Source organism: Nonomuraea sp. NPDC004186, assembly GCF_053603495.1.
In genome coordinates this window covers 21,840-39,478 of sequence record NZ_JBSGFQ010000087.1, presented here as the reverse complement: position 1 = coordinate 39,478, position 17,639 = coordinate 21,840, and the positions used below count along the sequence as shown (strand labels likewise).

Annotated in this window: 13 protein-coding genes; 7 read left to right on the top strand and 6 right to left on the bottom strand. The window is 72.3% G+C overall.

Going from position 1 to position 17,639, the window contains the following annotated elements; translation table 11 throughout:
• Positions 1-23 precede the first annotated feature (23 nt).
• The 5 genes from ACWEPL_RS46760 to ACWEPL_RS46740 are packed head-to-tail and all read right to left on the bottom strand — an operon-like array spanning position 24 to position 6,436.
• Positions 24-1,352: a lanthionine synthetase LanC family protein gene (locus tag ACWEPL_RS46760; RefSeq protein WP_350736869.1), complete on the bottom strand. Its 1,329-nt coding sequence runs from the start codon at positions 1,350-1,352 to the stop codon at positions 24-26.
• 32 nt (positions 1,353-1,384) lie between these two features.
• Entirely contained in the window at positions 1,385-3,004 is a 1,620-nt protein-coding gene (locus tag ACWEPL_RS46755; protein WP_452440056.1) for a dipeptide ABC transporter ATP-binding protein, read from the bottom strand.
• The gene (locus ACWEPL_RS46750) at positions 3,001-3,807 is read right to left on the bottom strand and encodes an ABC transporter permease (RefSeq protein ID WP_452440055.1); all 807 of its coding nucleotides are present in this window, start codon (positions 3,805-3,807) and stop codon (positions 3,001-3,003) included. Before ACWEPL_RS46750 ends, ACWEPL_RS46755 begins: the two co-directional genes overlap by 4 nt.
• Positions 3,804-4,823: an ABC transporter permease gene (locus ACWEPL_RS46745; protein WP_452440054.1), complete on the bottom strand. Its 1,020-nt coding sequence runs from the start codon at positions 4,821-4,823 to the stop codon at positions 3,804-3,806. Before ACWEPL_RS46745 ends, ACWEPL_RS46750 begins: the two co-directional genes overlap by 4 nt.
• Complete coding sequence (locus ACWEPL_RS46740) at positions 4,820-6,436, bottom strand: ABC transporter substrate-binding protein (RefSeq protein ID WP_452440053.1); 1,617 nt, start codon at positions 6,434-6,436, stop codon at positions 4,820-4,822. The genes ACWEPL_RS46745 and ACWEPL_RS46740 overlap by 4 nt, the downstream gene beginning before the upstream one ends.
• A gap of 106 nt (positions 6,437-6,542) precedes the next feature.
• Between ACWEPL_RS46740 and ACWEPL_RS46735 the strand changes: the two genes are divergently transcribed.
• Complete coding sequence (locus ACWEPL_RS46735; protein WP_357745995.1) at positions 6,543-6,875, top strand: putative quinol monooxygenase; 333 nt, start codon at positions 6,543-6,545, stop codon at positions 6,873-6,875.
• Positions 6,876-7,045: 170 nt separating this feature from the next.
• Here ACWEPL_RS46735 and ACWEPL_RS46730 read toward each other — a convergent pair whose 3' ends face one another.
• On the bottom strand, positions 7,046-9,907 hold the full coding sequence (locus tag ACWEPL_RS46730) for a beta-galactosidase (protein ID WP_452440052.1): 2,862 nt from the start codon (positions 9,905-9,907) through the stop codon (positions 7,046-7,048).
• A gap of 222 nt (positions 9,908-10,129) precedes the next feature.
• Here ACWEPL_RS46730 and ACWEPL_RS46725 point away from each other — a divergent pair, with 222 nt between their 5' ends.
• Genes ACWEPL_RS46725 through ACWEPL_RS46700 form a run of 6 tightly spaced genes read left to right on the top strand, consistent with a single transcriptional unit; the run spans position 10,130 to position 17,639 of the window.
• On the top strand, positions 10,130-11,380 hold the full coding sequence (locus ACWEPL_RS46725; RefSeq protein WP_452440051.1) for an ROK family protein: 1,251 nt from the start codon (positions 10,130-10,132) through the stop codon (positions 11,378-11,380).
• Positions 11,377-12,177 carry an ABC transporter permease gene (locus tag ACWEPL_RS46720; protein ID WP_350736847.1) on the top strand — a complete coding sequence of 267 codons (801 nt, stop codon included), beginning with the start codon at positions 11,377-11,379 and terminating at the stop codon, positions 12,175-12,177. Before ACWEPL_RS46725 ends, ACWEPL_RS46720 begins: the two co-directional genes overlap by 4 nt.
• Complete coding sequence (locus ACWEPL_RS46715; protein WP_363967019.1) at positions 12,174-12,944, top strand: ABC transporter ATP-binding protein; 771 nt, start codon at positions 12,174-12,176, stop codon at positions 12,942-12,944. The genes ACWEPL_RS46720 and ACWEPL_RS46715 overlap by 4 nt, the downstream gene beginning before the upstream one ends.
• Positions 12,945-12,982: 38 nt before the next feature.
• Positions 12,983-13,951, top strand: a complete 969-nt coding sequence (locus ACWEPL_RS46710; protein WP_452440049.1) for an aliphatic sulfonate ABC transporter substrate-binding protein — start codon at positions 12,983-12,985, stop codon at positions 13,949-13,951.
• On the top strand, positions 13,948-15,417 hold the full coding sequence (locus tag ACWEPL_RS46705; RefSeq protein WP_452440048.1) for a sulfatase-like hydrolase/transferase: 1,470 nt from the start codon (positions 13,948-13,950) through the stop codon (positions 15,415-15,417). The genes ACWEPL_RS46710 and ACWEPL_RS46705 overlap by 4 nt, the downstream gene beginning before the upstream one ends.
• Positions 15,414-17,639: a family 43 glycosylhydrolase gene (locus tag ACWEPL_RS46700; RefSeq protein WP_452440047.1), complete on the top strand. Its 2,226-nt coding sequence runs from the start codon at positions 15,414-15,416 to the stop codon at positions 17,637-17,639. The genes ACWEPL_RS46705 and ACWEPL_RS46700 overlap by 4 nt, the downstream gene beginning before the upstream one ends.

Here is a 17,639-nt window from a genome sequence, read left to right as displayed (position 1 = left end):
AGTAGGAAAACTGGGTATCGCTGTCAACGGAGCGCGGAAGCAGGCAGCGGGATGGCGGGGAACGGATTGTCGGGCAGCAGGATGACGCGGCGCGGATGGTCGGCCTGACCTGCGGCGTCGAGGTGGAGGAGGGCGGCGCCGATGCCGGCCGCGCCCACCATGTAGCCGGTGTCGGCCGTCACCTCGCCCGGCCGCAGCCGCCGGTAGGCCTGGTACCAGCGGTAGCCGCGCCCGTCGTGGTCGGTGGCCCGGCCGATCAGGTCGGTGGCGAGCCCGCGGGCGTACTCCAGGTGGGACTCCTCCCCCGTCGCCGCCCACAGCCCCACGAAGAACTCGATGAGCCCGGCCGTCCCGCAGCACTGGCAGGCCACGTTCCAGTAGCCCTCGGTACGGCGGCGCGGCACGCCGCTCTTGACGATGCCGCTGGCCAGCCGCTCCACCCACTCCAGGTCGCCGGGGTCGCCCCCCACCCGGTACAGCTCGTAGAACATCCTGGCCACGCCCGCGGAGCCGGAGCAGAAGCCCAGGTAGTGCAGCTCCCTGGCGTGCGGCACGTGGTGCGGCACGACCGCGCAGCCGCCGGCCACGACGCTGACCTCGCGGACGAAGGCCGCGCCGCTGCGCGCGGCGAACAGGAAACGCTCGTCGCCGGTCACCCCGTACAGGCGGGCCAGCAGGAACGCGGTCCCGGCCGTGCCGGCGAGGAAGCCGGGCGTGACGGCGTCCACGGGCAGGTCGGCGCAGTCGCCGAACCGGTGCCCGGGGACGGGCAGCCGGGCGATCCGCAGGCCCGCCTCGACGGCCGCCTCCTCGTACGCGGGCACGCCGAGGTGGGCGGCGGCCCGCAGCAACCCGAGGATGACGCCGCCCTCGCCGCGCTGCGCGGGATCCCGCGACCACCCGACACCGCCCTCGGACTCCCGGCCCCTGCGGACGATCACGTCCGCGATGGCGGCGGCCTCGGCCTCGAACGCGCCGTCGCCGAGCACCCAGCCCGCCTCCATGAGCGCGACCATCGTGCCGGTCAGCCCGTGATAGAGGGAGACGTCGTCCTGCTCGCGCCAGGTGGCGGCGAGCCTGCGGGCCCCCTGCCTGGCATCCTCCAGGTACGCCTCGTGGCCGGTGGCCGCGGCCAGTTCGAGGAAGAACAGCACGACGCCCGCCGCCCCCGAGTAGAGGGACGAGGGCTCGGAGGTGACCGCCGACCCGCCGTGCGGATCGGGATTGGCCAGCCAGCGCCTTCCGTGCTCGTCGTCCGCCGCGGCGGATCTGATCCATCGCCCCGCCAGGATGGCGGCGGTCAGCGGGGAATCGGCTCGGGCGCTCGACGCGCGGATCCTGTCCAGACTCACCCGTCCAGTATCCCACACATTTGGTAGGAAATTCAGGAAAGCCGGGGAACCGCCGCGACCAGTTCCCGCGTGTACGGGTGCCGGGGGCGGGTGAACACCTCCGTCACGTCGCCCTCCTCGACCACCCGGCCGTCCTTCATGACCAGGACCCGGTCGCTGACGTGGTGCACCACGCCGAGGTCGTGGCTGATGAACAGCATGGCAGTACCGTACTCGGCCTGGATCTCGGCGAGCAGGTCCAGCACCTGGGCCTGGATCGAGACGTCCAGCGCGGAGACCGGCTCGTCGCAGACCAGCACGTCGGGGCGGGGTCCGAGGGCCCTGGCGATGGCGACGCGCTGCCGCTGGCCGCCCGACAGCTCGCGCGGGTGGCGGCCGGCGACGCCGGGCGGCAGGCCGACGCGTTCGAGCAGGTCGAGCACCCGCGCCCGGCGCCCGGCCGCGGGCAGGTCGAGCGGCTCGGCGACCAGGCGGCCGACGGTGTGGCGGGGGTCGAAGGAGTCGAGCGGGTTCTGGGAGATGAGCTGGATCCGGCGGCGGAGCGGGCGACGCTTGCGTTCTGGCACCTGGCTCCACGGACGGCCGTGCAGGGTGACCCGGCCCGCGTCGGGTTCGAGCAGGCCGAGGGCCAGGCGGGCCAGGGTGGTCTTGCCCGAGCCCGACTCGCCGACGACGCCGAGCGTCTCGCCCTCGTACAGGGTGAACGAGACGTCGTCGACCACCCGGCGCGGCCCGTACGACCTGGACAGGCCGGTGCCGGCGAGCACCGGCGCCGACAGATCCGGCGTGCGGCGCGGCAGCGGCGAGCCCGGCGGCGCGGTGGACAGGGTGGTGGACAGGCGGGTGCCCCGGGAGGCGGCCGACGGGACGGCGGCCAGCAGCGAGCGGGTGTAGTCGTGCGACGGCGCCGACAGCACGCTCCCGGCAGGGCCCTCCTCGACGACGCGGCCGTCCTTCATGACGAGGATGCGGTCGGCGATCGAGGCGACGACGGCCAGGTCGTGGCTGATCAGCAGCAGCGCGCAGCCGGCGGCCCGGCGCGCGGCCAGCAGTCGCAGGATCTGGGCCTGCACGGTGACGTCGAGCGCGGTGGTCGGCTCGTCGGCGATGATCAGCTCGGGTCCGGCCGCGATGGCCGAGGCGATCAGCACCCGCTGCCGCAGCCCGCCGGAGAGCTGGTGCGGGTGCTGCCCGACACGCAGCGGCGGATCGGGCACGCCGACCGCGTCGAGCAGTTCGAGCGTCCTGTCGCGGCGCCGTGCTCGCGGGACGACGTCGTGGACGGCCAGCACCTCACCGATCTCGGCCCCCACGGTCCGCAGCGGGTCGAGGGAGACCAGCGCGTCCTGCAGCACCAGCCCGGCGAACCCGCCGCGCAACCCGCGCCACTGCGCCGGTCCGAAGCCGAGCGCGTCCCGGCCGCCGACGCTGAACGCGGCCGCCCGCACGGTGGCGCCCGGCCCGGCCAGGCCGAGCAGCGTGCGGGCCGTGACGCTCTTGCCGGACCCGGACTCGCCGACGACGGCCACGCACTCGCCCGGGGCGAGCGACAAGGAGACGCCGCGCACGACCTCGGTCCCGCCGAAGCTCACGCGCAGGTCCTCCACGGCGACCAGGGTGGCGACCGTCGGAGGGGAGGCAAAGGTCGTCATGGGGTTCTCCCCTCGAAGCGGCGTTGGAGCCGGCGGCCGACGACGGTGAGGCTGACCACGGTCAGCGTGATCGCGACGCCCGGGAACAGCGCCTCCCACCAGGCCACCCGCAGGTAGTTGCGGGCCTCTGAGAGCATCGCGCCCCATTCGGCGGCCGGGGGCTGCGGGCCCATGCCGAGGAAGCTGAGCCCGGAGGCGGCGATGACGGCCTGGCCGAGCCCGATGGTGGCCAGGACGGGGATCGGCCCGAGCACGTTCGGCAGCACGTGCCCGGCGGTGATCGCGGCCCTGGACCGGCCGAACGTGACGGCCTGCTCGACGTATCCGGCGTGGCGCACGACGAAGGTCTGGGCGCGGATGACGCGGGCGTAGTTGGGGATCTGGGCGACCGCGATGGCGAAGATGACGTTGCCCGTGCCGGGGCCGGTGACGGCGATGACGAGCAAGGCGAGCAGCAGCTCCGGCAGGGTGGACAGGACGTCGAACGACCTGGCCAGCGCCTCGTCCAGCCACTTCGGCGACAGCCCGGCGGCCAGGCCGAGCAGCACCCCGGCGGCCACCGCCAGAGCGGTCGCGGTGACGCCGATGCTGAGCGAGTGGCGGGCGCCGTGCACGACCCTGGACAGCACGTCGCGGCCGAGGTGGTCGCTGCCGAACCAGTGCGCGCCGCCCGGCGGCGCGAGCGCGCTCACCGGGTCGGCCGCCAGCGGGTCCACGCCGGTCAGCAGCCCGGGTGCGGCCACCGCCACCGCCAGCAGGACGAGGAACGCCGCGGGCGCGAGCAGCGAGCGCGACGAGGTCACGGCCAGCCTCCGATCCGGGGGTCGATGGCGCGGTAGGCCAGGTCGAGGAGGGTGCTGATGGTCACGTACACGATGGCCGACAGCAGGACGACGGCCATCACCACCGGCATGTCCCGGCCCGTGACGGCCTGCATCGCCACCTGCCCGAGCCCCGGCCGGCCGAAGAGCACCTCGGTGATGACGGCCCCGCCGAGCAGCGTGCCGGTGAACCATCCGGCCAGCGTCACGGCGGGGATCAGCGCGTGCCGGAGCGCGTGCCTGGCCACCAGCCGCGGCTCGCTCAACCCGCGGGCCCTGGCCGTGACGGCGAACGGCTGCTCCAGCGCCCGCTCCAGGCCGCCGCGCAGCACCTGGCCGAGCACGCCCGCGATCGGCAAACCCAGCGCGAGCGCGGGCAGCACGAGCGCCTGCGGCCCGGACGCGCCCGACACGGGGAACCAGCCGAGCGTGAACGAGAACACCGCCAGCAGCACCAGCCCGATCAGGAACGGCGGCACCGACACCGAGACCAGCTCGGCCGCCGAGGCCGCGCCGCGCAGCCACCGGCCCCGCCCCGCGGTCACGACGGCGATCACCCCGGCGAGCGACACCCCGACCCCGGCCGCCGCCAGCGTGAGCTGCAGGGTCGGGCCCAGCTGGGTGGACAGGATCTCGCCGACGCCGAGCTGGAGCTGGTACGAGCGGCCGAGGTCGCCGTGGAGCAACCGCCACAGGTAGGACACGTACTGGACGACCTCCGGCCGGTCGAGCCCCCATTCGGCGACGATCCGCGCCCGGATCTCGGGGGTGTCGGGGCCGTCGCCGACCAGGATGTCGATGGTGTCGCCCGGCGCGAGCAGCAGCGCGACGTACGAGGCGCTGGCCGCCGCCCACAGCACCGCGAGCCCGGCGAGCACCCGCTTGACGACACCCCTGACCCGGGCTTTGACGGCGTCCCTGCCGCGGGCTTTGACGGCGTCCCTGCCGCGGGTTTTGGCGGTGTCCCTGTCGCGGGCCGTCACCGGCTGTCCGGTCATGTGCCGATCCGGACGTCGTAAGCGCTGCGCGGCGTGCCGGAGCCGGCCTCGAAGCCCAGGCCCTGGACGCTCTTCTGCGCCGCGATCTGGTCGGCGGGCACGTAGACCGGGAACACGATCGCCTTGTCCTTCACCACGGCCTGCTGCACCTTGGTGTACAGCGCCTTCCGCTCGTCCAGGGACGCGGAGGCCGCGGCCGTGGCCAGCCACTTCTCCACGTCGGGGTCGGAGAAGCCGGTGCGGTTGATCGGCCCCTTGCGCGGCAGGATCAGGTTGAGCGCAGCGCCCGCGTCGGCGTCGCCGCGGGAGTTCTCGAAGATCTCGTACTCCCCCTCGGTGTAGGCCTTCTGCGCCGTTCCCTGGTCCACGATCTTGACCTGGAAGTCGATCCCGGCGCTCTGCTTGACCTGCGCCTGGATGGCCTGGGCGAGGATGTCGCGGCGGTCGCGGACGAACGGCGCGGAGGCGACGGAGCGCACGGCGAGCCGCCTGCCGTCCTTGACGCGGTAGCCCTGGGCGTCGCGCTGCTTCCAGCCGGCCGCGTCGAGCAGGGCGTTGGCCTTGGCGGGGTCGCCGCCGAAGGCGCCCTCCAGCGAGGCGTCGTAGAACGGCCCGCCCTTGGTGACGACGCTCCACGCCCTGGTGGCGGTGCCCTGGTAGACGGCCTTGAGCACCGCGTCCACGTCCACGGCCTCGCGGAACGCCTCCCGTACGCGCTGGTCGTCGAAGGGGGCGTGGGCGGTGTTGAAGTAGTAGGAGAAGGAGGTGCCCGAGTTGAGCGAGGTCTGGTACGTCAGACCCGGATCCTGCTTGATCATGGCGGCATCGGTGGCCGGTACGCCCTCGATGACCTGCACCTGCCCCGAGGTGAGCGCGCCGACGCGCACCGCCGCCTCGGGCAGGAACCGGTACGTGATCCGCGACAGGTAGGCCGGTCCCTGGTGCGCGGACCCGGCGGGCGGCCACTTGTAGTCCGGATTGCGCCGGTAGCGGATCTCCTGGCCCCGCACGTACGACTCCAGGATGAACGGCCCGGTGCCGACCAGGTCGGGCCCGCCGGACTTGAGGTCCTTGGCCGCCTTCAGCGACTTCGGCGAGACCTGCCCCGCGAGGGGCGAGGCGAGGAAGTCGATGAAGAGCGCGTCCGGCTCCTTCAGCGTGATCTCGACGGTGGTCGGCGACTTCACCTCGGCCCTGGCGAAGGACTTGAGCTGGATGGAGGCGATGCCGGGGTTGTAGCCGGGCACCAGGAACTGCTCCAGGTTCGCCTTGACCGCCGCCGCGTCGAACTTCGTGCCGTCGTGGAAGGTCACGTCGTCGCGTAGTTCCAGCGTGTACGTCAGACCGTCGTCCGACACCTTCCACGACTTGGCCAGCCATGGCTGGAACGTGCCGTCCTTCTGGCGCGAGAGCAGCGCGTCGAACTGGTTGAACACGAGCAGCCGGACCTTGTTCTGACCCCATTGCTGGGGGTTCAAGGTGAGCGGCTGGGTCTCGATGGCCCAGGTCAGGGAGGCGTCCTGGGTTTGCTGGGCGGGCTGCTGAGAGCCGCAGGCGGTCAGGGAGACGACGAGGACGAAGGGGACGATGCCCTTGAGTCTCTTCACACGCATTCCTTGGGGCCGAGGCATTACCTAGCCAAACGGTAGGTAATGCATGAATGCCTGTCAACGTCATCTCGATACGCTTGATCCCCACGGACTCGAAGGAGCCAGCCCGATGATCTTCATTACCGCCAAGTTCCGCATCCTGCCCGAGCACGCCGACCGCTGGCCGGAGATCGTCGCCGACTTCACCGAGGCGACCAGGGCCGAGCCGGGCTGCCTGTGGTTCGACTGGTCGCGGAGTGTCGAGGACCCGGTGGAGTACGTCCTGGTGGAGGCGTTCCGCGACGGCGACGCCGGGGCGGCGCACGTCCAGTCGGCCCACTTCAAGCAGGCCCAGCAGACGCTGCCGCCCCACCTCGCCGAGACGCCCCGCATCGTGAACGCCACCGTCCCGCAGGACGACTGGTCCCTGCTCGGCGAACTGGCCGTCCCGGACCGCGACTAGCGCCCCAGACCTGGGGGCGGCGGCCGCCCCTCCGAAGCCCCAGGGTCCGGGCGCGGCGGCCGACCTTCCGAAGTCCAGGGGCCCACGTGTGACGGCCGGCCCTCCGAAGCCCGAGGGCCCAAGCGCGGCGCCCCTCCCCCCTCGAAGGGACCTTCGCCGGAGTACGGCGGTCAGCGGCCCTGGCGGACGTTGCCGTAGGTGAACAGGCTGATCGGCCCGGGACCCGTCATGGGCTGCTCGGCGGTGACGGCCAGGGCGATCGTGTTGGTCCCGTGCTCGTCCAGGATCCCGGCGGGGAGCACGAAGTCGCGCTGCGGGCCGATGTCGCCGCCGTACTGGCCGACGTTCCAGCCGTTCAGGAAGATCTGCACGCGGTACGCGGGCGACGGGTCGCCGCCGAAGCGGAGCCCGACCGGCGCGTCCTGACCCTTGGGGAGGTCGAGGCGGAACGCGGTCCGGAGCCAGGTGACGCCGGGGGTCAGCTCAGCGCTGGCGGTTTTCCAGGATTTATCGGGATAAGTCGGGAGATGCCAGCCGGTGCGCTCCCCGTACAGGCCGCCGTTGTTGAGCGGCCCGCGCAGCGGGTCCGTGCCCGGTGAGCCCTGGATGCGCCACGAGATCGGGGTGCCGCCGACAGAGCCGCCGACAGGGCCGCCGACGGTGCCGCCGACGGTGGCGGCCACCAGGCCGCGCGGCTGCTTGAAGCGCAGGTCGTCGGCGATCCAGTCGTCGTTGTGGCCCATGTTGGCGACAAGGACGGAGATCACGTTGTCCACGCCCGGCCTGAGCACGCCCGCCGGGAGGTCGAAGTGGCCGGGGCCCGGGTCGGGGTTGGGCGGGGTCGACGCGTCGCCGGAGTCCGCCTCCACGCCTCCGGCGGCCGAGCCGAGATAGCGGCCGTTCAGCCAGACCAGGTAGTTGCCGCGCAGGCCGGTGACGGCGTTCAGGTCGATCCTGGTCTCGGATCCGGCGGCGGTGAAGTGGCCCCGGTACCAGACGTTGCCGTAGTGGTAGCCGTAGTCGTCGGCGTACAGGACGGGCAGGGTCTTCGGCTGGTGCGGGCTGACGGTCGTGGTGTGGTCGGCGGCGGTCCAGCGGGAGTCGTCGAAGCCGGGCGCGGCCTCCGGGGCCTCGGCGCGGGAGCGCCAGGCGGCCAGCGCGGGCAGGCGGACCGGTTCGGGGGCGCGGGTGGAGCCCAGGAGCGAGCCGCTCGGGGTGCGGGTGACGGGTACGTCCTCCGCGCCGATCCGCAGCCGCCTCGTCGCCGGGCCCGCGAACACCTCGACCTGCCCGCCCGCGGTGTCCGCCGCCAGCCTCAGGGTGTCGCCGCTCGCCGAGGCCGAGCGGACCAGCGCGGTGCCGCGGACGAGCACCGGCCCCGCCCCCGTCCCGGCCCGCCAGAACCCGGCCGCCGCTTCGTCCGTGCCGAGCAGCAGCAGCAGCGACCGCCGCCCGCCGCCCGTGACGAGCACCCGGGCCAGGCCGTCGTGCGTGTAGTCGAGGCGCAGGTCGCCCCCGGTGTACTCGGCCCGTACGTCCCCTTCGAGCACCTTGACCGCCGGCCGCGAGCCGTAGCGCAGGATCGTGGCGCCGGGCGAGCCCGCGGTGCCGTACAGGACGGCGACGTCACGGCCGCCGATGGAGGCGTGCGTCATGATCTCGGACGTGGACAGGACCAGGCTCTGGCCGCCCAGGTCGTACCCGGCGACCAGGACGTGCGCGTCGCGCCCCTTGACCCGCACGGGCACCCGGTGGCGGCCGTCGGGGGCGGCCCAGTCGAGGGTGGCGTCGTCCGTGCCGGTGGCGGCCCGGTCGGCATGTTTGACCAGGACGAACTGGGTGCCGGTGTCGGGGTTCGCGCGGGCCGTGGTGGTGAGGGCGGGGTTGTCCGGCGCGGCCGGCGAGGTGACCGAATCGGTCTTGGCCAGCGGCGCGACAGCCTCCAGGAAGTAGCCCTGGCGCTTGAACTCGTCGTACTTGGGCGTGAGCTGCCGGGCCTCGGTGATGGCGGCGCCGTAGTCGTAGGAGGTGTAGACGTCGTTGGGCTGGGCCAGCCAGCCCCAGTTCGTGCCGCCGTAACCCATATAGTACGAGAACATCGTTGCCCCGGTCGTGACCAGGTTGTTCTTGTAGAAGTACTTCATGTAGGCCGGGCCGGTCAGCTCGCGGCACCTGTCGTACCCGGCGTTGCCCAGGTCGATCGCGCCCGCCTGGTACTCGGCGGCGAACACCGGGATGTCGTCGCGCAGCCGCTCGGTCAGCCCCTCCCCCCAGGGCCCCCAGACCTCGGGAGTGGCGCACTCGAAGGACTGCGGGTAGTCGTCCACCCCCGGGATCTGCACCGCCCCCGGGCCGGTCGCCCACGTCGAGCTCCAGCTCCCGGCGTCGCAGCAGTCGTTGGTGGTGATCGGCACGTCGATGCCGTCCGCCCGCGCCTGGTCCTGGATGTCCTGCATGTACGCGGCATCGGTGTTGACCTGGTACTCGTTCTCCGCGTTGTAGAGGATGACCGGGCCGCCGCCGGTGACCTGGTGCCTGGCGATGATCGGGTTGATCCGGTGCAGCCACTCGCGGTAGGCGGCCTGGTAGCCGGGCGCGCTGCTGCGGGCCCGTCCCGGCACGGTCTTCACCCAGGCGGGCAGGCCGCCGCCGGTGCTCTCGGCGTTGATGTACGGCCCGGGGCGGGCGATCACGTACAGGCCGGCCTGCCGGGCGGTCCGCAGGAGGCGGTCCACGTCGCGCACGCCGGTGAAGTCGTACACGCCGGGCTTCGGCGAGTGGTACGCCCACGAGAAGTAGATCGAGACCGCGTTGAACCCGGCCGCCCTGAGCTTCTCCAGCACGTCCCGCCACAGCTCGGGGCTCGGCAGCCGGAAGTAGTGGAACTCGGCCGACTGCAGGACGAGCCGCTCGCCGTCCACCTTCAGCGAGTACCTGTCGTACGTGACCTCGTGCGCGGCCGCGCCGACGCCCGCAGGCACTCCCAGCAGGACGCAGAGCAGGACCGGGAACACCGCGAGCAAGCGCCTCATGGTCGCCTTCCAGGGTCGGCTGCGGACTGTCTTTAATTTGGCGACCATCCAAACAAAAGTCAACGGATCGGGCTTGCGGGGCGATCACCGCGCACGGCCTGTTACCGGAAAGTTACGAGCGCCGCGAAACCCTTCGCACGGCGTTCTCCCAGCTCATCGCCATATTTGGGGTTTTTTCCGGGTTATTGACGAAAAACACGCAAGGTCGGCACACTTCGCGTTATGTCACACCCCCGTGGTCCCTTGGCGCAGCTGAGGCGCGGGCACGAAGAGCTCGTGCTCGGGCTGCTGCGCAAGCACGGCCCGCTCAGCCGGGGCGAGCTCGGCAAGCTCTGCCAGCTCTCCCGCACCACCCTGTACGACATCCTCGCCGGGCTGGTCGCCGGCGGCGCGGTCGTCACCGCCAGCCCGCAGGACGCCCCGCGCGGCCGCGGCCGGCCGGCCGAGACGCTGACCCTCAACCCTGAGGCCGGCCAGGCCATCGGCATCGACTTCGCTCGCCGCGCGGTGCACGTCGCCGCCGTCAACCTGGCCCACGAGATCGTCGGCTCGGCCAGCGAGCCGCACGACGCCGACCTGCCCTGGTTGCAGCGGGTGGACCTGGCCGAACGGCTCGTCGGCTCCCTCAACGACGGCGGCCTGCGGCTGGGCGCGCTCAGCGCGATCGGCGCCGGCGTGGTCGGCCCGGTCGGCTGGCGGGAGCCCGAGGACGACCTGGAAGCGCCGGAGCCCGAGGACGACCTGGAGTCGGACGAGCCCGCCCACCCCGTGCAGTCGCTGCTGCGCGAGCGGTTCGGCGCGCCGGTGCTGCTGGACAACAACACCAGGCTGGCCGCCCTGGGCGAGGCGATCTGGGGCGCCGCCGCCGGCGACCGGGACGTGCTCTACCTGCGCCTGTCCCACGGTGTCGGCGGCGGCCTGGTGGTCGGCGGCGCGCTGCACCGGGGCGCGTACGGGCTGTCCGGCGAGTTCGGCCACATCACGGTCGACCCGGACGGCGCGCCCTGCGACTGCGGCGGCGCCGGCTGCCTGGAGACCGTGGCCTCGATAAGAGCCGTGCTGGACGCCTACCGCGCCGCGGGCGGGCGGGCCGACGACGTGCCCGAGCTGGTGAAGGCGATCAGGGCGGGCGACGGCACGGCCCTGACCCTCCTGAAGGACGTGGGCGGCGCGATCGGCGGCGTGCTCGCGGCCGTGTGCAACGCGATCGGCCCCTCCGCGATCGTGGTCGGCGGCGAGCTGGCGGAGACCGGCCCCGCGCTGATCGAGCCGGTCGAGCGGGCGCTGCGCGCCCAGGTCATGCCGGTCTCCAGGCACCGCGTCAGCCTGCGCCGGGCCACGCTCGGCGAGGCCGCGGGCGCCCTCGGCGGCATCGCCCTGGTGCTGCACGAGTCCCCGCTGCTGTCCCGCTACCCCGCGGGCCCCGATCTCGCGCCCGACCTCCTCGAGGAAACCAAGCAGAGGCAACCATGACTCAGCTCACCACGCTGGCCAAATCCCCGGCGGTGCGGCGCGCCCCCAGGCGTCCCCAGCGGGCCGTCGCGCTCAACCTGATCGCGGTCGCCGCCGGGCTGGCCGTCTGGACGCTGCTGGGCGTTCTGGGCGTGCAGGCCCTGCCGACCCCGCTCGAGGTCGCGGCCAAGGCAGGCGAGCTGATCGCCGACGGCACGCTCCTGGGCGACGCGCTGGCCAGCCTGCGCAGGGTGCTGCTGGGCTTCCTGCTCGGCACCCTGCTGGCCGTCCCGATCGGCTTCCTCATGGGCTGGTACGCCACCGCGCGCGGCCTGCTCGAGCCCTACATCCAGTTCTTCCGGACCATCCCGCCCCTGGCCATCATCCCGCTGGCCATCGTGCTCCTCGGCATCGGCGAGGTGCCGAAGGTCTTCGTGATCTTCCTGGCGGCCTTCCTGTCCAGCGTCGTGGCGACCTTCCAAGGCGTGGTGGACGTGGACAGGACCCTGATCAACGCCGCCCGCGTGCTCGGCGCGTCCGACCGGACGATCTTCCTCAAGGTCGTGGTGCCGGCCTCCACGCCGTTCATCCTGGTCGGCATGCGGGTCGGGCTCGGTTCGGCCTGGGGCACGCTGGTCGCCGCGGAGCTGATCGCCGCCCAGGAGGGCCTGGGCTTCCGCATGCAGCAGGCCCAGCTCTACTACGACCTGTCCACGATCTTCGTGGGCCTGATCGCCATCGGCGTGCTCGGCCTGCTGATGGACCGGCTGCTGCTGCTGGCCGAGCGCCACCTCACCGACTGGCAGGAACGCCGATGAACAGCAAGATCTCGTTCCGGGACGTCATCAAGACGTACCCGATGAAGGACACCACGTTCACCGCGCTCGACCGCGTGTCCCTGGACATCGCCGACCGCGAGTTCGTCACGGTCGTGGGCCCGTCGGGGTGCGGCAAGAGCACGCTGATGAGCATGGCGGCCGGGCTGGTCGAGCCCACGTCGGGCGAGGTGCTGGTGGACGGCGTGCCGGTCACCGGGCCGGGGCCCGAGCGGGGGGTGATCTTCCAGCAGTACGCGCTGTTCCCGTGGCTGACCGTGCGCAAGAACGTCGAGTTCGGGCTGAAGCTGGCCGAGCTGCCCGCCGACGAGCGCAGGCGGCGGGCCGAGCGGGCGATCGAGCTGGTCGGGCTGTCCGACTTCGCCGACGCGCTGCCCAAGACGCTGTCCGGCGGCATGAAGCAGCGCTGCGCGATCGCCCGCGCGTACGCGGTGAACCCGCAGGTCCTGCTCATGGACGAGCCGTTCGGCGCGCTCGACGCGCTCACCCGGGTGCAGCTGCAGGACCAGCTCCTCGACACCTGGAGCCAGGAGCAGCGCACGGTCATGTTCATCACCCACGACGTGGACGAGGCCGTCTACCTGGCCAGGCGCGTGATCGTCATGGCGGCCAGGCCCGGCCGCGTCCAGCAGGTCATCGACGTGGACCTGCCCTACCCGAGGACAGAGGAGATGCGGCTGTCGCCCGAGTTCGGGCGGATCCGCAACGAGGTCTGGCACTCCGTCTACCACCAGGCACCCGCGGCCTGACCCTCCCCATTCCGGCCTCCCGAAAGGAGCCACCCGCCATGCGTTCTCTTCGCCGCGCCCTGACGGCCGCCACGGCGGCGACCGTGCTCGCACTCTCCATGACCGCCTGCTCCGGCGACGGCAGCACGGTCCGCTTCGGCTACATCAGCGACTACAACGGCGCCAGCCTGCTCGCGATCGCGAACAAGCAGGGCCTGTGGCAGAAGCAGGGCCTCACCCCCGAGATCAAGGTCTTCACCAACGGGCCGCTGCAGATCCAGGCGCTCGGCGCGGGCGACCTCGACTTCGGCTACATCGGCCCGGGCGCCATGTGGCTGCCCGCCACCGGCAAGGCCAAGGTCGTCGCGATCAACACGCTCGCGTACGCCGACCGCGTCATCGGCCGCCCCGGCATCTCGACCATGCAGGACCTCAAGGGCAAGAAGGTCGGCGTGCCCGAGGGCACGTCCGGCGACATGGTGCTCAACCTGGCGCTGAAGAAGGCCGGGATGACCGCCCAGGACATCCAGAAGGTGCCGATGGACCCGGCCACCGTCGTGTCGGCGTTCTCGGCGGGGCAGATCGACGGCGCCGGCATCTGGTACCCGCTGATCGACACGATCAAGCAGAAGGTGCCGGGCATGGTGGAGGTGGCCAGCACCAGGGAGTTCCCGGACAACTCGTTCCCGACCGCGTTCGTCGGCGGCCCCAAGGTGGACCAGGAGCTCACCGGCAAGGTCATCAAGGTGCTGCAGGAGGCCAACGACTGGCGGGCCGCCCACCCCGACGAGGCGATCACCGAGGCCGCCGCGCTGCTCAAGCTCGACCCGGCCAAGGTCAAGGCCGACGCGGCGAACGTCCAGACGATGACGACGGCCGACCTGGTCGCCAAGACCAAGGACGGCACGGTCGCCAAGTGGCTGAACAGCCTGGGCGACTTCTTCGTCGGCACCGGCCAGCTCAAGTCGCGGCCCGACCCGGCCACGTACTACACCGGCGACCTCTACGAGAAGGCGTTCAGCAAGTGAACCTGCTGTTCCTGATGACCGACCAGCACCGCGTCGACACCCTGGGCTGCTACGGCAACCCGCACGTGGCCACGCCCAACCTGGACAGGCTGGCCGCGACCGGCACCCGGTTCGACCGGTTCTACACGCCGACGGCCATCTGCACGCCGGCGCGGGCCAGCCTGCTCACCGGGCAGGCGCCGTTCCGGCACCGGCTGCTGGCGAACTACGAGCGCAACGTCGGCTACCTGGAGGACCTGCGGGAGGACGCCTTCACCTTCCCCGGCGCGCTGAAGGAGCGCGGCTACCAGCTGGGGCTGATCGGCAAGTGGCACGGGGGCACCACGCGCAACGCCGCCTCCTACGGCTTCGACGGGCCCGACCTGCCCGGCTGGCACAACCCGGTCGATCATCCCGACTACCTGGCGTACCTGGAGGAGCGGGGGCTGCCGCCGTACCGGATCTCGGACCTGATCCGGGGCACCACGCCCAACGGCAACCAGGGCAACCTGCTGGCGGCGCGGCTGCACCAGCCGGAGGAGGCCACGTTCGAGCACTACCTGGCGACCCGGACCATCGAGCACCTGGACAGGTACGCGGCCGACGGCCGGCCGTTCTTCCTGGCCGCGCACTTCTTCGGGCCGCACCTGCCCTACCTGCTGCCGGACGAGTACTTCGACATGTACGACCCGGCGCTGGTCGAGCTGCCGCCGTCGATCGCGGAGACGTTCGAGGGCAAGCCGCCGGTGCAGCGCAACTACAGCGAGCACTGGACGTTCGACACGATCCCGATCGAGGTCACGCGGAAGCTGATCGCGGTCTACTGGGGCTACGTGACGCTGATCGACCGGCAGCTCGGGCGGATCCTCGACCGCCTCGACGAGCTGGGTCTGTCGGATCAGACCTCGGTCTTCTTCACCGCCGACCACGGCGAGTTCACCGGCGCGCACCGGCTGCACGACAAGGGCCCGGCCATGTACGAGGACATCTACCGCATCCCCGGCATCGTCCGGATCCCCGGCGCGGAACCGCAGGTCAGGACCGAGTTCGTGACGCTCACCGACTGCACCGCGACGATCCTGGAGCTGGCGGGCTGCGACACCGGGCCCGCGGTGGACAGCCGCAGCCTGGTGCCGCTGGTCCGCGGCGAGCGTCCGGAGTGGCCGGGCGAGCTGCTCGCCGAGTTCCACGGCCACCACTTCCCCTACCCGCAGCGGATGCTCCGCGACGACCGCTACAAGCTGGTCGTCAACCCGGAGTCGGTCAACGAGCTGTACGACCTGCACGCCGACCCGTACGAGCTCAGCAACCGCTACACCCACCCCGAGCTGGCCCCGGTCCGCCGCCGCCTGATGCGCAGGATGTACGACCTGCTGCGCGAGCGCGGCGACAACTTCTACCACTGGATGACCCCGATGTACGACATCGGCCACTCCGACTACGACCCCACGCTGAGCGCTTTCGAGAAAGAGGACACCACGGCATGAAGATCCTCTTAGGCGTCGCCGCCCTGCTGTCCGGGCTGTTCAGCAACCCGGTCTCGGCCGGCGTGGTCGACTCCCTCCCCGACCCGACGGTGATCCACGCCAGGGACGGGCTCTGGTACGCCTACGGCACCCAGAACCCCGTGTTCAGCAGCAAGGGCGAGGCCGGCGAGCGGATGCTGCCGATCCTGCGCTCCAAGGACCTGGTGAGCTGGGAGTACGCCGACGAGGTCTTCACCCCGCAGACCAAGCCCGCCTGGCACGCCGGCGCCCGGCTCTGGGCCCCCGACATCCGCTACGTCGGCGGGCAGTACCACCTCTACTACTCGCTGGCCTCCGGCGACGTCGGCCTGGCCACCGCGCCGGGCCCGACCGGCCCGTGGACGGACCGGGGCGACGTGATCCCGGCCGCCGCCCAGGACGCGTGCCCGACGAACACCATCGACCAGGCCCAGTTCACGGACGTGGACGGCGGCCACTACCTGTACTGGGGCAGCTACGACACCATCTGCGTCGCGCGGATGAACGCCGACGCCACCCGCGTCGAGGGCCCGGTGACGCAGGTCGCCAGGGGCCGCCGGATGGAGGGCGGGTACGTGGTCCGCCGCGGCGGCTTCTACTACCTGTTCTACTCCGACGCCGGCTGCTGCGACGGCTCCTACAGCGGCTACCAGGTCAAGGCCGGCCGCGCGACCAGCCCGCTCGGCCCGTTCACGGACGACGAGGGCGTGGACCTGATGGAGCTGACCTCCAAGGGCGCCATCGTCGTCGGCGCGAACGGCAACCGCTGGGCCGGGCCGGGCCACAGCGGCTTCGTCACGGACCTGTCCGGCCAGGACTGGCTGGTCTACCACGCCATCTCGACGGCCGACCCGGACTTCCCGCCGATCACCAACGGGCCGTCGGGGCTGACCAAGCGCCCGCTGCTGATCGACCGGCTGGACTGGATCGACGGCTGGCCCGTGGTCCGCGCGGGGGCCGGGCCGTCGGAGGGCGCCCAGCCCGCGCCGGTCACCTCGTACGACGCCGGGGGCACCTTCGGCGACGGCTCGCTGAACGGCTGGCAGGCCGGGCCCGGCTGGCAGGCGAGGACCGGCCAGGACGCCCACGGGTACGCGGGCCACACCGGCGCCCTGTCTTACCTGGTCTCGGCGAAGAAGACGCCGTCCGCCGACGTGCGGGCGCAGGCGGACCTGCGGGTGTCCTCCGGCGCGGCCGGGCTCACGCTCGCCCACGTCAACCGGAACAACCACGTGGCGGCCTGGCTCGACCGGGACCGCAACGCCCTGGTCACCGACGTGGTGATCGGCGGCACGAGTCGCGGCGCGCAGGTGACGGCGCTGCCCGCCGGATTCGACCTCGGCACCTGGCACACCGTGGTCGCGGAGTTGCGCGGCACCCGGCTGACCGTCCAGGTGAGCGGTGACAAGCTCGGCGATCCGGTCGCGGAGCAGACGCGCTCCCTGCCGCGGGCCGCCGCCCGCCCCGGCTCGGTCGGCGTGGTGGCGCGCGGCGCGGCAGACGCCGACAACGTCGGGGCCGCCAGGCTGTACACGCCCGTCACCCAACGGCTGCCCGAGCCGTCGCCCGGGGAACTGCTGCCGGAGTTCGGCGACGAGTTCGACGGCACGGCGATCGACGCGAAGTGGCAGTGGGTACGCGGCCCGGCGCCCGGGGTCGCCGTCTCCGGCGGCGCGCTGTCCTGGCCCACCCAGAACGCCGAGCTGCACCGGGGCACCAACACGGCGTCGGTGCTGCTGCGGGAGGCTCCGCAGGGCGACTACACGGTGGAGGCGAAGCTGGACTTCGCGCCGACGCAGGGCAACCAGCAGGCCGGGCTCGTGCTGTACGAGAACGACGACCGGTACTTCAAGATGGCCCACTCGGTGCTGCCGCTGGCCCGCGGCAACGGGGCGATGCTGCAGGTCAGCGAGTTCTCCAAGGAGGGCGAGCGGCCGACGACCACGCCGCCGACCGCCGTGTTCAACGGGCCCATGTTCGGAGGGCCGACGGCCGGGACGATGTGGTTGCGGATGTCGTACCACTTCGACGCGGCGAACGGCGAGAACGAGGTGCGCGCGGCGACCAGCCGGGACGGCCGGCGCTGGGTGCGCAACGGCGTGTGGACCCTTCCGGCGAAGGGGCCGCTCAGGATCGGGCTGATCTCGATGAACCGGTCGGGCGCCCTCGCCGAGTTCGACTACGTCCGCACGTACCGCGACTGA